Source organism: Rhizobium sp. LjRoot30 (assembly GCF_964253915.1).
Lineage (GTDB): Bacteria > Pseudomonadota > Alphaproteobacteria > Rhizobiales > Rhizobiaceae > Metarhizobium.
Map to the genome: position 1 here is coordinate 12600 of NZ_CAXUSG020000001.1, position 13207 is coordinate 25806.

At 63.4% G+C, this 13207-nt stretch carries 12 protein-coding genes; 11 read left to right on the forward strand and 1 reads right to left on the reverse strand.

All coding sequences use genetic code 11. The features are described 5' to 3' along the window. Positions 1–215 precede the first annotated feature (215 nt). From ACSQ3I_RS00060 to ACSQ3I_RS00110, 11 genes are all read left to right on the forward strand, one after another. Positions 216–2537, forward strand: a complete 2322-nt coding sequence (locus tag ACSQ3I_RS00060; RefSeq protein ID WP_435995109.1) for a bifunctional salicylyl-CoA 5-hydroxylase/oxidoreductase — start codon at positions 216–218, stop codon at positions 2535–2537. Between the two features lie 10 nt (positions 2538–2547). Further along, complete coding sequence (locus ACSQ3I_RS00065) at positions 2548–3339, forward strand: SDR family NAD(P)-dependent oxidoreductase (protein WP_435995111.1); 792 nt, start codon at positions 2548–2550, stop codon at positions 3337–3339. Positions 3340–3438: 99 nt separating this feature from the next. Then, on the forward strand, positions 3439–3885 hold the full coding sequence (locus tag ACSQ3I_RS00070) for a cupin domain-containing protein (protein WP_435995113.1): 447 nt from the start codon (positions 3439–3441) through the stop codon (positions 3883–3885). A 181-nt stretch (positions 3886–4066) separates the two neighbouring features. Next, the gene (locus ACSQ3I_RS00075) at positions 4067–4909 is read left to right on the forward strand and encodes an enoyl-CoA hydratase family protein (RefSeq protein ID WP_435995115.1); all 843 of its coding nucleotides are present in this window, start codon (positions 4067–4069) and stop codon (positions 4907–4909) included. Between the two features lie 4 nt (positions 4910–4913). Then, positions 4914–6089, forward strand: coding sequence for an acyl-CoA dehydrogenase family protein (locus ACSQ3I_RS00080; protein WP_435995116.1), 1176 nt, complete (start codon positions 4914–4916; stop codon positions 6087–6089). Positions 6090–6105: 16 nt separating this feature from the next. Then, positions 6106–7284 (forward strand): acyl-CoA dehydrogenase, encoded by a 1179-nt coding sequence (locus ACSQ3I_RS00085; RefSeq protein WP_435995118.1) that lies wholly within the window; start codon positions 6106–6108, stop codon positions 7282–7284. Between the two features lie 13 nt (positions 7285–7297). Further along, complete coding sequence (locus tag ACSQ3I_RS00090) at positions 7298–7726, forward strand: acyl-CoA thioesterase (RefSeq protein ID WP_435995120.1); 429 nt, start codon at positions 7298–7300, stop codon at positions 7724–7726. Next, entirely contained in the window at positions 7704–8099 is a 396-nt protein-coding gene (locus ACSQ3I_RS00095) for a RidA family protein (RefSeq protein WP_435996214.1), read from the forward strand. The genes ACSQ3I_RS00090 and ACSQ3I_RS00095 overlap by 23 nt, the downstream gene beginning before the upstream one ends. Before the next feature lie 13 nt (positions 8100–8112). Continuing rightward, positions 8113–10119 carry a 3-hydroxyacyl-CoA dehydrogenase NAD-binding domain-containing protein gene (locus ACSQ3I_RS00100; protein WP_435995122.1) on the forward strand — a complete coding sequence of 669 codons (2007 nt, stop codon included), beginning with the start codon at positions 8113–8115 and terminating at the stop codon, positions 10117–10119. A 211-nt stretch (positions 10120–10330) separates the two neighbouring features. Next, positions 10331–11791 carry a phospholipase D-like domain-containing protein gene (locus ACSQ3I_RS00105; RefSeq protein WP_435995124.1) on the forward strand — a complete coding sequence of 487 codons (1461 nt, stop codon included), beginning with the start codon at positions 10331–10333 and terminating at the stop codon, positions 11789–11791. Between the two features lie 17 nt (positions 11792–11808). Further along, entirely contained in the window at positions 11809–12627 is an 819-nt protein-coding gene (locus ACSQ3I_RS00110; protein ID WP_435995126.1) for an endonuclease/exonuclease/phosphatase family protein, read from the forward strand. A gap of 60 nt (positions 12628–12687) precedes the next feature. Here the strand turns inward: ACSQ3I_RS00110 and ACSQ3I_RS00115 are convergent, their stop codons facing one another. Further along, positions 12688–13194, reverse strand: coding sequence for a MarR family winged helix-turn-helix transcriptional regulator (locus tag ACSQ3I_RS00115; protein ID WP_109458621.1), 507 nt, complete (start codon positions 13192–13194; stop codon positions 12688–12690). Positions 13195–13207 lie beyond the last annotated feature (13 nt).

Consider the following 13207-nt stretch of genomic DNA (forward strand, 5'->3'; position numbering starts at 1 on the left):
CAAGAATAGCGCGCTATGGATCGGCGTGGCGAATTGCCATGCCAACGATTCATCGCGCGCATTGAATCGCCGCGTCATTATCCAGATCGTTCATTTTCGGGGTTTTTGCCCTTGACGGCTCGCTTTGTCCGACTATATTTTAAACTTAAAATAACTGGCGCCGAGGCGGAGCGTCCGCTGCAGGATCGGCCCATTCGACCGGGAAGGAAAAAGCGATGCGTATCGTCTGTATCGGTGGCGGTCCGGCAGGGCTCTATTTCGCACTGCTGATGAAGAAGCTTCACCCCGCCCACGACATCCGGGTGATCGAGCGCAACAAACCCTACGACACCTTCGGCTGGGGCGTGGTGTTTTCCGATGCGACGATGGAATCGATGAAGGTCTGGGACGGCGAAAGTGCCGCGATCATCCAGGATGCCTTCAACCATTGGGACGATATCGAGGTGCTCTTCAAGGGCACGCGCCAGCGCACATCCGGCCACGGTTTCGTCGGCATCGGCCGCAAGAAACTGCTGAACATCCTGCAGCAGCGCTGCGAAGAACTGGGTGTCGAGCTGGTGTTCGAAACGGACGTCAATGCCGATACGGATTATGCCGATGCCGATCTGGTCATCGCCTCCGACGGCTTCAACTCGAAGATCCGCAACCGTTATCCCGAAGTGTTCCAGCCGGATCTGGTAACGCGGCCGAACCGTTACATCTGGCTCGGCACCAACAAGCTTTACGACGCCTTCACCTTCGATTTCCGCAAGACGGATCACGGCTGGTTCCAGGCGCATATCTACAAGTTCGACGATCAGACCTCGACCTTCATCGTCGAGACCACCGAAGAGGCCTACGAGGCGCACGGTCTCGGCGAGATGGACCAACAGGCCTCGATCGATTTCTGCGAAAACCTGTTCTCCGAAGTGCTCGACGGCGCCTCGCTGATGACCAATGCCCGCCACCTGCGCGGTTCGGCCTGGCTGAACTTCAACCGGCTGATCTGCGGCAAGTGGAGTCATTTCAACGGCAATTCGCATGTCGTGCTGATGGGCGACGCCGCCCATACGGCGCATTTTGCCATCGGTTCCGGCACCAAGCTTGCCATCGACGATGCGATCGAGCTCACCCGGCAGTTTGAGCTGCACGGGCATGAGAAGGAAAAGATCCCGGCCGTTCTCGAAACCTACGAAGAGATCCGCCGCGTCGACGTCGCTCGCATCCAGAATGCCGCCCGCAACGCCATGGAATGGTTCGAGGTGGTCGGCCGCCGTTATGCCGATACGCTGGAGCCGGAACAGTTCATGTATTCGATGCTGACGCGCTCGCAGCGCATCAGCCACGAAAACCTGCGCCTGCGCGACAAGACCTGGCTGGAAGGTTACGAACGCTGGTTTGCCCGCAAGTCGGGATTGAGTGTCGGCAACGACCGTTGCCTGCCGCCGATGTTTACGCCCTATAAGCTCCGCGACGTCACCCTGCCGAACCGCGTCGTTGTCTCGCCGATGGCGATGTATTCGGCGACGGACGGCCTGATCGACGATTTCCATATGGTGCATCTGGGTTCGCGCGCCATGGGTGGCGCCGGCCTGGTTTTCGCCGAAATGACCTGCGTCTCGCCGGATGCCCGCATTACCCCAGGTTGCCTGGGCCTCTGGAACGAGGAACAGGCCGCACAATGGCGGCGCGTTGTCGCATTCGTCCACGGCAACAGCGCCGCCAAGGTCGGCATCCAGATCGGCCATGCCGGCCGCAAGGGTGCCACCAAGCGTGCTTGGGACGGCATCGACCAGCCGCTGGAGGAAGGCGCCTGGCCGCTCTATTCGGCCTCCGCCATGCCATACCTCAAGCACAGCCAGGTGCCGAAGGCGATGGACCGGGTCGACATGGACCGGGTGCTTGCCGATCACGTCCGCTCCGCCGAACTGGCGGCGAGCACCGGCGCCGACTGGCTGGAATTGCACTGCGCCCACGGCTACCTGCTGTCGAGCTTCCTCTCGCCGCTCACCAATCACCGTGACGACGAGTATGGCGGCAGCCACGAAAACCGGGCGCGTTTCCCGCTCGAAGTTTTCCGCGCCGTCCGCGCCGTCTGGCCGGATGACAAGCCGATTTCCGTCCGTCTTTCCTGCCACGACTGGGTGGACGGTGCCGGCAACACGCCGGAGGATGCGGCGATCTTCGCGCAGATGTTCAAGGATGCCGGTGCCGACCTGATCGACTGCTCTTCGGGCCAGGTGTCGAAGGAAGAAAAGCCGGTCTATGGCCGCCTGTTCCAGACGCCGTTCTCCGACAAGATCCGCAATGAAATCGGCATTCCGACGATTGCCGTCGGCGCGATTTCCGAGGCCGACCACGCCAATTCGATCATCGCCGCCGGCCGCGCCGATCTCTGCGCTGTCGCCCGTCCGCACCTTGCCGATCCGGCCTGGGCGCTGCACGAGGCGGCCAAAATCGGCCTGACGACGGTTGCCTGGCCGAAACAGTACCAGTCGAGCAAGTACCAGTACGAAACCAACCTCGCCCGCGCCACCGCGCCGGCCGTTACCAAGTAGGCGCCAAGCGATGAGCGGAACGGGCAAGCTGGACGGAAAGCATGCGCTGGTGACCGGTGCCGGCAGCGGCATCGGTGCGGCGATCGCGCGGGCGCTTTCGCAAAACGGCGCCCGCGTCACGCTCGCCGGAAGGCGGCGTGAGCCGCTGGAGGCGCTGGCGTCCGAGCTTGCCGGCAGCGATGTCTTCATTGCCGATGGTTTCGATGTCACCGATGCCGCGGCGATTGCCAAAGGCCTTGAGGCGGCGCGGCAGGCGTTCGGTCCCGTCGGCATCCTGGTCAACAATGCCGGCGAGGCGCCGAGCGCGCCGTTCGAAAAGACCAGCCTCGACATGTGGAGCCATGTGATCGGCGTCGATCTCACCGGCGTCTTCCAGGTGACGCAGGCGGTGCTGCCCGACCTGAAGTCCGTCGGTGACGGCGCGCGCATCATCAACGTCGCTTCGACAGCCGGGTTAGTCGGCTATGGTTATGTCTCCGCCTATTGCGCCGCCAAGCATGGTGTCGTCGGCCTCACCCGTGCATTGGCGCTGGAGCTCGCCCGCAAAGGTGTGACGGTCAATGCCGTATGCCCCGGTTTTACCGACACACCGATCATCCAGCGCTCCGTCGCCGCCATTGCCGCCAAGACCGGCCGTACGGAAGAGGAAGCGCTGTCCGAATTCGTCAAATCCAATCCGCAGGGACGGCTGGTAAAGCCCGAAGAGGTCGCCGACACGGTTCTGTGGCTCGCTTCGCCAGGCGCGTCGTCGATCACCGGGCAGGCCATCGTTGTGGCCGGTGGAGAAGTCATGGCGGGCTAGAGCAATTCCCGCCGGAATATGAAACGGTTTTGTGTCCGGGATCACATGCGAAGACATGGCCCGGGCATGAATCAAGGGAACCAACGCTGGGAGCAACAGATGGAACTGGAAAAGGGCATCACCAAAGACGGCACGGGCTACAAGGATGTGCAGTGGAACATTCTCGGCCAGGTGTATTTCCCGAAGGCGGTCTCGGACGACACTTTTGCCTTCGAGACCAACAGCGACCCCGGCCAGTTCGTGCCGGTGCACATCCATCCGACCCAGGACGAGTTCATCCTGGTGCAGGAAGGCCAGCTGGAACTGAAGCTCGACGGCCAGTGGACGACGGCCAAGGCCGGCGATCTCGTCCGCATGCCGCGCGGCATTCCGCACGGCTATTTCAACAAGTCCGATAAGCCGTGCCGGGCGCTGTTCTGGGTCTCGCCGGCCCGCCAGCTGGAAGACCTTTTCAAGGCGCTGCACGAAAAGACCGATGTGGCGGAAATCGTCAGGTTGTCCGCCGAGCATGAGGTGGATTTCCTGCCGCCGGAAGCGAATGACTGAGGGGAGATTGCCCCTCACCCTAAGCCTCTCCCCGTTTTACGGGGAGAGGGGACTTGCCCTGCTCGGCGTCGAGTTTGGCAAAACGGTGCGGCATATCCCCTTCTCCCCGCTTGCGGGGAGAAGGTGCCGGTAGGCGGATGAGGGGCACTTGCCGCGCCCCGCAGACACAGAGGAGAAAGACATGAGCGACGTAATGAAAGACATGAAGCGCAGTTTTCGCGATTACCAGGCGAAACATTTCCTCTGGGACGTCAGCGAGGACGGCCGCGTCGCCACACTTACCCTCAACCGGCCGGAGCGCAAGAACCCGCTGACCTTCGACAGCTATGCCGAGCTGCGCGACCTTTTCCGCGATCTCGCCTATTCCTCTGATGTCCGTGCCATCGTGCTGAAGGGCGCCGGCAACAATTTTTCCTCCGGCGGCGACGTGTTCGAGATCATCGAGCCGCTGACCCGCATGGCGATGCCCGACCTGCTCGCCTTCACCCGCATGACCGGCGACGTCGTCAAGGCGATGCGCAAGTGCCCGCAGCCGATCATCTCCGCTGTCGATGGCATCTGCGCCGGCGCCGGCGCCATCCTCGCCATGGCCTCGGACCTGCGTGTCGCCACGCCGGAAGCCAAGACCGCCTTCCTCTTCACTCGCGTCGGCCTCGCCGGTGCCGATATGGGTGCCTGCGGTTTCCTGCCGCGCATCATCGGCCAGGGCCGCGCCGCCGAACTCCTGTTCACCGGCCGCTCGATGAGCGCCGCCGAAGGCCATGCCTGGGGTTTTTACAACGCGCTGCATGCCGCCGATGTTCTCGACACAGAAGCGCTGAAGCTGGCGCATTCGCTGGCCGATGGGCCGTGGTTCGCCCATGGCATCACCAAGACCATGTTCAACCAGGAATGGGCGATGGGTGTCGACGAGATGGTCGAGTCGGAAGCCCAGGCCCAGGCGATCTGCATGGCCACACAGGATTTCCGCCGCGCCTTCGAGGCCTTTGCCGAAAAGCGCAAGCCGACCTTCGAGGGCAATTGAGATCATGGCCGCTTCCTCCTCCCTGTCCGGCCCGAGCCGCGACCATCTTGACTGGCCGTTCTTCGAACCGCAGCACCGCGCCTTCGTCGAAAAGCTCGATGCCTTTGCCGCCTCCGGCACCCTGGCCGCCGTCGATCACAACGATACCGACGGCGCCTGCCGCGCGCTGGTAAAGCTGCTCGGCGAAGCCGGCCTGCTCGCCGCCGCGACGGGTAATGCCGGCGCCGATGTCATCGATTCGCGGCTCGCCTGCCTGGCGCGTGAAACGCTTGCCTGGCATGACGGGCTTGCCGATTTTGCCTTCGCCATGCAGGGGCTCGGTACCGGCGCCATCGGCCTTGCCGGTTCGGATGAGCTGAAGCGTGCCGTGCTGCCGAAGGTGACATCGGGCGAATGGCTTTCGGCCTTCGCCCTGTCGGAAAAGGAAGCCGGCTCCGATGTCGCCGCTATGGCCTGCGCCGCCAAGGCCGATGGCGACAGTTACGTGCTTGACGGCGAAAAGACCTGGATTTCCAACGGCGGCATCGCCGATGTCTACACCGTGTTTGCCCGCACCGGCGAAGCGCCGGGCACGCGTGGCATCTCCGCCTTCGTGGTTTTTGCCGACGATCCCGGTTTTTCGATCTCCGAACGCATCGATGTGATCGCGCCGCATCCCTTGGCGACGATCCGCTTCGACGCTTGCCGTATCCCGGCCTCGCGCCGCCTCGGCGCTCCGGGCGAAGGCTTCAAGATCGCCATGCGCACGCTCGATATTTTTCGCGCCTCCGTCGCCGCCGCCTCGCTCGGGTTTGCCCGCCGGGCGATCGATGAGGCGTTGGCACACGCCAAGGCGCGGCCGATGTTTGGCGCCACGCTGGCCGACCTGCAGCTGACGCAGGCAGCCCTCGGCGACATGGCGACCGGCATCGATGCCGCAGCGCTTCTCACCTACCGCGCCGCCTGGCGCCGCGACGTGCAAAAACTGCCGACCACCAAGGAAGCGGCGATGGCGAAGATGACGGCGACGGAAACGGCGCAGACTGTCATCGACCGCGCCGTGCAGATGTTCGGCGGCCGCGGTGTCCGCAGCGGCGAGATCGTCGAAAAACTCTACCGTGAAATTCGCGCGCTCCGCATCTACGAGGGCGCCACCGAGGTTCAGAAGCTCATCGTTGCCCGCGAGCTGCTGAAGGCCTGAGACGAAAGGAAAAACCATGAGCAAACAAACCTTCGATTGGGCCGATCCCTTCAAGCTGGAGGACCAGATCAACGACGACGAACGCATGGTGCTGAAGACCGCCCATGATTACGCGCAGGAAAAGCTGCTGCCGCGCCTGCCGGATGCCTTCCGCCTGGAGAAGACCGACCCGGCGATTTTTCGTGAGATGGGTGAACTTGGCCTGCTCGGTCCGACGATCTCGCCGGAATACGGCGGCGCCGGCCTCGGTTACGTCTCCTACGGGCTGATCGCCCGCGAGGTCGAACGCGTCGACAGCGGCTATCGCTCGATGATGAGCGTGCAGTCGTCTCTGGTCATGGTGCCGATCGAGACCTTCGGTTCGGAAGCGCAGAAGCAGAAATATCTGCCGAAACTCGCCGCCGGCGAATGGATCGGCTGCTTCGGCCTCACCGAACCCAACCACGGTTCCGACCCCGGCTCGATGGTCACCCGCGCCAAGAAGGTCGATGGCGGTTATGCGCTGACCGGCGCTAAGACCTGGATCTCGAACGCGCCTATCGCCGACGTCTTTGTCGTCTGGGCCAAGACCGAGGACGGGCTGATCCGCGGTTTCGTGCTGGAAAAGGGCTGGAAGGGTCTTTCCGCCCCCGCCATCCACGGCAAGGTCGGCCTCAAGGCCTCCATCACCGGCGAAGTGGTGATGGACAATGTCTTCGTGCCCGAGGAAAACATGTTCCCTGAGGTCACCGGCCTCAAAGGTCCGTTCACCTGCCTCAACTCCGCCCGCTTCGGCATCGCCTGGGGCGCGCTGGGGGCGGCGGAAGCCTGCTACGCCACGGCGCGGCAATATGTGCTCGACCGCCAGCAGTTCGGCCGGCCGCTCGCCGCCAACCAGCTGATCCAGAAGAAGCTCGCCGACATGGTGACGGAAATCTCGCTCGGCCTGCAGGGTTGCCTGCGTCTCGGCCGCATGAAGGAAGACGGTCATCCGCCGGTGGAGCTGACCTCGATCCTCAAGCGCAATTCCTGCGGCAAGGCATTGGACATTGCCCGCGCGGCCCGCGACATGCTGGGCGGCAACGGCATTTCCGACGAATTCGGCATTGCCCGCCACCTGGTCAACCTGGAAGTCGTCAACACCTACGAAGGCACGCACGACATCCATGCGCTGATCCTCGGCCGCGCCATCACCGGCATCGCCGCGTTCAACTGAGGGCGGAAGGCCGATGTTTCAGACGACGAGACCCCTGCGCTTCGGAGATTGCGATCCCTCCGGCATCGCCTATTTCCCCTCCTACCTGAATATTCTGGTGGGGGTGCTGGAGGATTTCTTCGGCAGTATCGGCCTGCCGATCCGCCAGATGATCGACGAGCGGAAGATCAGCTGGCCGACGGTGCGGCTGGACCTGACCTTCGTCAGCCCCGGTTATCACGGCGACCAGCTCGATTTCACGCTGCGCGTCCGCGCCATTGGCCGCAGTTCGCTTGATCTAGACCACGAGATCCGCGTCGGCGACCGGCTGTTGTGGTCGGCAAAACACCGCGTCGTCGCCACCTCGACCGACACGCACACATCCATTGCCTGGCCGGACGATATCCGCGCCGCGCTCAGACAGCATCTGGAGGCCAATGATGCACACAATCCTGCAACCTGAAGGTTGGGCGAAACCCATCGGTTATTCAAACGGGGTCGCCGCCCAAGGCAAGGTGATCTACGTCGGTGGCCAGATCGGCTGGAACGAGCAGTGCCAGTTCGAAACCGACGATTTCGTCGAGCAGGTGCGCCAAACGCTGAAAAACGTCGTGGCCGTGCTGGCTGCCGGCGGCGCCGGCCCAGAACACATCACCACGATGACCTGGTATTTCACCGACAAGGCGGAATATCTTGGCAACCTGAAAAATCTCGGGCAGGTGTACCGCGAAACGATCGGCCGGAATTTCCCGGCCATGGCGGCGATGCAGGTCGTCGCTCTGGTGGAAGACCGCGCCAAGATCGAGATCCAGGCAACGGCCGTCGTGCCGGAATGAAAAGGAACGGGTTATGACCGACACATCGTCCGCCGCCACCGCCACCCATGAATTTTCCGGCACCGTCCGCGGCACGCGGACCGCCGGCGTGCTGGTGGTGACGATCGACAATGCGCCGGTCAATGCCCTTTCCGCCGACGTGCGCGGCGGGCTGATGGCGGCGCTTGCGGCGGCGGAAGACGATGCGGAGATCCGTGCCGTCGTCGTCACCGGTGCCGGCAAGACCTTTATCGGCGGCGCCGACATCAAGGAATTCGGCAAGCCGCCAGTCGAGCCGACCCTGCCGGCGGTGATCGACCGTCTCGAAGCGTTTTCGAAGCCGGTGGTCGCCGCGCTGAACGGCGCTGCCCTCGGCGGCGGGCTGGAAGTGGCGCTCGGCTGCCATCACCGCATTGCCGCTTCAAGCGCAAAACTCGGCCTGCCGGAAGTCAAGCTCGGCATCGTGCCCGGCGCCGGCGGCACGCAGCGCCTGCCGCGGCTGACCGGCATTCCCGCCGCCATTGATATTATCTCCTCCGGCCGCATGGTGGCTGCGACGGAAGCCCTGTCGCTTGGCATTGTCGATGCCGTCGCAATGGAAGATCTGCTCGGTGCCGCCATTGCCGCGGCGCAAGAGCTTGCCGGCAAATCGCTTCGCCGCACGGCCGAACTTGCGGTTCCGGCATCGTCGTCGGAAGAAAATGAAGCCGCAGCTGCAAAGGCGCGCTCGAAGGCAAAAGGCCAAACCTCGCCGCTCGAGGCCGTGCGGCTGGTGCTGGGCGCGGAAACCGCCACTTTTGCCGAGGGCCTGGCGGATGAAAGGGCCACTTTCCTGCGCCTGCGCGATTCTGAAGAGGCTGCGGCCCTTCGGCACGTGTTTTTTGCCGAGCGCGCGGCTGCCAAGGTCGAGGGGCTGGAGGGCGTCGAGCCGAGATCCGTCACCACCATCGGCGTGGTCGGCACCGGCCTGATGGGCTCCGGCATTGCCGTTGCCGCGCTCGATGCCGGCTACACCGTCATCGGCATCGAACAGACCAGCGAAGCGGCGGACAAGGGCAAGGAACGCATCACCGCCCTTCTCGACCGCAACCTGAAATCCGGCCGCATCGATGCCAAGGGCAAGGCGGAGCGCCTGTCGCGGCTGATTGTCAGCGGCAATATCGGCAATCTCGCCAAGGCGGACCTGGTGATCGAGGCGGTCTTCGACGATCTCTCCGTCAAGACGCTTTTGTTCCAGCGGCTCGACGGCATCGTCCGTCCCGATGCCATCCTCGCCACCAACACCAGCTATCTCGATCCGGACGTGATCGCCGCCGCGACCCAGCATCCCGAGCGGGTGCTCGGCCTGCATTTCTTCTCGCCGGCCAATGTCATGAAGCTTCTCGAAGTGGTGCGCTGCGCCAAAACCTTGCCGGATGTGCTGGCGACCGGCCTTGCCGTCGCCAAAAAACTCAACAAGCTGCCGGTCGTCACCGGTGTCTGCGAAGGGTTCATCGGCAACCGCATCTTTTCGGCCTATCGCCGCGAGGCGGAATTCCTGCTGGAGGACGGCGCGCTGCCGCAGGATATCGACGCCGCCATGGAGGCCTACGGCATGGCCATGGGGCCTTTCGCCGTCTTCGACCTTGCCGGGTTGGAGATCGCCTGGGCTCGCCGCAAGCGCCAGGCCGCCACCCGCGATCCGGCCGCCCGTTATGTCGATATTCCCGACCGCCTCTGCGAAGCCGGCCGGTTCGGCCAGAAGAGCGGCCGTGGCTGGTATCGGTATGTCGACGGCAAGCGAACCGTCGATCCCGTCGTGACGGAGATCATCGAGGCATCGCGCGCTGCAAAGGGCCTGACGCCGCGGTCGATCGTTGCCGATGAAATCGTTAGCCGGCTGCTGAAAGCCATGGCCGACGAGGGCCACGCGTTGCTTGCCGAAGGCATCGCTGCCCGCGCGAGCGACATCGACCTGGTGATGCTCAACGGCTACGGTTTCCCCGCCTATCGCGGCGGGCCGATGTTTGCAGCCGCTGCTGCCGGAAACAAACCGGCCTGAGACTTTTTGGAGGTTCGGCAAAGCGGCTCTTCGGAGCCGCTTTGAAAACAAGAAGATAAACGATTCCGCGTGCGGTTTGGGCTGAGACGCCAGTGTATCTCGGTGACTGGCCTTGCATTCAACGGCAGTGGTGCCGTGATTTACCGTACGAGGGGCACCACAGAGACGGGACGCGATTGAAGAGTGGCCGGCAAAGCTTATATCTGGGCGCATGTCTGATCTTCTCGTCAACTATTGGCCGCATATCCTCGGTGCCCTGTCGCTGCTGACCGGAACGATCGCGGCGGTGCATGCGGCCATGACCAAGGAAGACGTCCGCTCGGCGATCGGCTGGGTCGGCGTCATCGTGCTGTCGCCGCTCGTCGGCGCAGCGATCTATGCGGTGGCCGGCATCAACCGCATGCGCCGCGCTTCGCTTGCTGTCCATCACCTGCCGTCCTGGACCGATCTTCCCGACCCCTATGTCAGCTACGATGCCGTGCATGAAGAGGTTGCCCAGCAATTCGGCCACCGTTTCGCCGCGCTGAAAACGCTGGGCGACCGGGTAACCCGCCACCAGCTGACGACGGGAAACACCGTCTTGCTGCTCGATGGCGGCCAGCAGGCTTATAGCGCCATCGAAGCTGCCATCGCTGCGGCGGAACGCAGCATCATCCTCGAAACCTATATTTTTGACCGTGACCGCATCGGCCTGCGGATTGCGGCCGCCCTGGTCGCAGCGGTTCGCCGCGGCGTCACCGTGCGTGTGCTGGTCGATGCGGTGGGTGCCCGCTATTCGGTGCCGAGTATCCTCGGTCATCTGAAAAAACGCGGCGTCACCATCGAGGTGTTCAACGGCAATGTCATCATGGGCCTTCGCCTGCCCTATGCCAACCTGCGCACCCACCGCAAGATCGTCATCATCGACGGCGCGATCGCCTTCACCGGCGGCATGAATATCCGCGAGGGGTTTTCGCAGGAGTTCGCCGGCGAAGAAGCGGCGCGCGATACGCATTTCCGTCTCACCGGTCCTGTCGTCGCCGATCTTTTTGCCATTGCCGCGGAAGACTGGCGTTTCGCCAGCGGCGAACTGCTCGACGATCCCTGCTGGACGATCGCCGAGCCCGAATCGGAAGCCGGCTCGCCGATGTTGATGCGGGCGATCGCCACCGGGCCGGACAAAAGCCTGGAAACCAACCACAAGGTGCTGATGGGCGCCTTTTCCGTGGCGCGCCGGACGATCCGCATCATGTCTCCCTATTTCCTGCCGGACCGGGAGCTGATCACCGCGCTGATCACCGCCGCCCGCCGTGGCGTCGAGGTGGATATCGTCGTACCGGCCCGCAACAACCTGATGCTCGTCGATCACGCCATGACCGGGCAGTTCGATCAGGTGCTGAAACATTATTGCCGGATCTGGCGGGCGGAGGGTGCTTTCGACCATTCCAAGCTGCTCTGCGTTGACGGTCAATGGTCCTATATCGGCTCGTCCAATATCGATCCGCGGTCGCTGAGGCTGAATTTCGAGGTTGACATCGAGGTGCTCGACACCAATTTTGCAAGGGAAATCGATGCCCGTATCGGCGCCGCCATCGGCACGGCAAAGGCGGTGACGCTGGAAAACCTGCGGGCGCGGCCCTTCCTGTGGCGCCTAGTCGACCGCATCCTGTGGCTGGGTTCGCCCTATCTGTGAGGAACAACGGCGAAGATATGCAAAGAAAGAACGGAACTTTTTCCTCCACCGTTCTGGAGGCGCTTCGAAACCGAAAAAAACGCCCGGATGGCAGCCTGCCGTCCCAATCTCATTCGTCGGGCACGCTCGTCGCCTCCTACAATGTCCACAAATGCATCGGCGTCGACCGCCGCTTCGATCCGGAGCGCACGGCGCGGGTGATCCAGGAAATCGGCGCCGACGTCATCGCCCTGCAGGAGGCTGACCAGCGGTTCGGCGAACGGGCCGGGCTGCTCGATCTCGCCCATCTGGAGCGGGAGACCGGCCTCGTCTCGGTCGGTGCGGCCGGCTTTCCCAAGGCGCATGGCTGGCATGGCAATGTCGTGCTCGTCCGCCAGGGCGTGGTGCGCGACCTGCATCCGGTCAAGCTGCCGGGGCTGGAGCCGCGTGGTGCCGTGGTGGTGGAAATCGACTTGAAGCAGGGCGGCAGTCTGCGCATCATCGCCGCCCATCTCGGCCTTCTCCGGCGCTCGCGGGCGCAGCAGCTGCATATGATCATGGAATTGATGAAGAGCCGCGACGAAACGCCGACGCTGCTGCTCGGCGATCTCAACGAATGGCGTCTTGGCGACCGCTCGTCGCTCAACACGCTGCATCCCGCCTTCGGGCATATGCCGCCGGCGGTACCGAGCTTTCCCTCCGGCCTGCCGTTGCTGGCGCTGGATCGCATCATCGCCAATCGCCAGGGGCTGATTTCCAGCTTCGAGACGCACGACACGCCGCTGGCGCGGCTTGCCTCCGACCATTTGCCGGTCAAGGCAGTGATCGACCTGCAGCAAGCCGTGACAGCCGCCTGAGGCGAGGCTTGGAGCATTTCCGGACGCAAAACCGCTACGCAGTTTTGCTGGAACTTACTCTTAGATCTCGTGCTTGCGGATATTGTGCAGGATACGGTGCAGCACCGAGATGAAGGCGCGGTACTCCTCCTCCTCGACGCCGTCGAACATCTTTAGCAGCGAATCATACATCGTCGGCCACACCTTTTCGAAAATGGTGCGCCCTTCCTCGGTGATCGTCACGTCGCGGATGCGCATGTCCTCAGGACGCGGCTGGCGGCGGATATACCCCTGCTCCTCCAGTGAATCCAGCGTCCGGCTCATGGTCGATTGTTCGGTGACGGCGAAGACGGAAAGCTCGTTGATCGTCACCGACGGCGTGATGCTGAGGATGGCGAGCGCCCGCATCTTGGCGGTGGTCATCTCCATCTGTTTCAGCTCTTCCGCCAGGTTGGCGTTCCAGCGGGAAATGATGCGGTTCATCAGGTAGGGCGCGAAATGGTTGAGGCCGATCTCGCCCATGGTCGGGCGTGCCTCGGTCATCTCCCGCTTGCGCTTCAGCGCCATGCCTGCGAACCGATCCTCCATGACACCTTTCCGT

Coding starts and splice junctions, on each gene's coding strand:
- ACSQ3I_RS00060 (WP_435995109.1), top strand. CDS start 216: ATGCGTATCGTCTGTATCGGTGGCGGTCCGGCAGGGCTCTATTTCGCA.
- ACSQ3I_RS00065 (WP_435995111.1), top strand. CDS start 2,548: ATGAGCGGAACGGGCAAGCTGGACGGAAAGCATGCGCTGGTGACCGGT.
- ACSQ3I_RS00070 (WP_435995113.1), top strand. CDS start 3,439: ATGGAACTGGAAAAGGGCATCACCAAAGACGGCACGGGCTACAAGGAT.
- ACSQ3I_RS00075 (WP_435995115.1), top strand. CDS start 4,067: ATGAGCGACGTAATGAAAGACATGAAGCGCAGTTTTCGCGATTACCAG.
- ACSQ3I_RS00080 (WP_435995116.1), top strand. CDS start 4,914: ATGGCCGCTTCCTCCTCCCTGTCCGGCCCGAGCCGCGACCATCTTGAC.
- ACSQ3I_RS00085 (WP_435995118.1), top strand. CDS start 6,106: ATGAGCAAACAAACCTTCGATTGGGCCGATCCCTTCAAGCTGGAGGAC.
- ACSQ3I_RS00090 (WP_435995120.1), top strand. CDS start 7,298: ATGTTTCAGACGACGAGACCCCTGCGCTTCGGAGATTGCGATCCCTCC.
- ACSQ3I_RS00095 (WP_435996214.1), top strand. CDS start 7,704: ATGCACACAATCCTGCAACCTGAAGGTTGGGCGAAACCCATCGGTTAT.
- ACSQ3I_RS00100 (WP_435995122.1), top strand. CDS start 8,113: ATGACCGACACATCGTCCGCCGCCACCGCCACCCATGAATTTTCCGGC.
- ACSQ3I_RS00105 (WP_435995124.1), top strand. CDS start 10,331: ATGTCTGATCTTCTCGTCAACTATTGGCCGCATATCCTCGGTGCCCTG.
- ACSQ3I_RS00110 (WP_435995126.1), top strand. CDS start 11,809: ATGCAAAGAAAGAACGGAACTTTTTCCTCCACCGTTCTGGAGGCGCTT.
- ACSQ3I_RS00115 (WP_109458621.1), bottom strand. CDS start 13,194: ATGGAGGATCGGTTCGCAGGCATGGCGCTGAAGCGCAAGCGGGAGATG.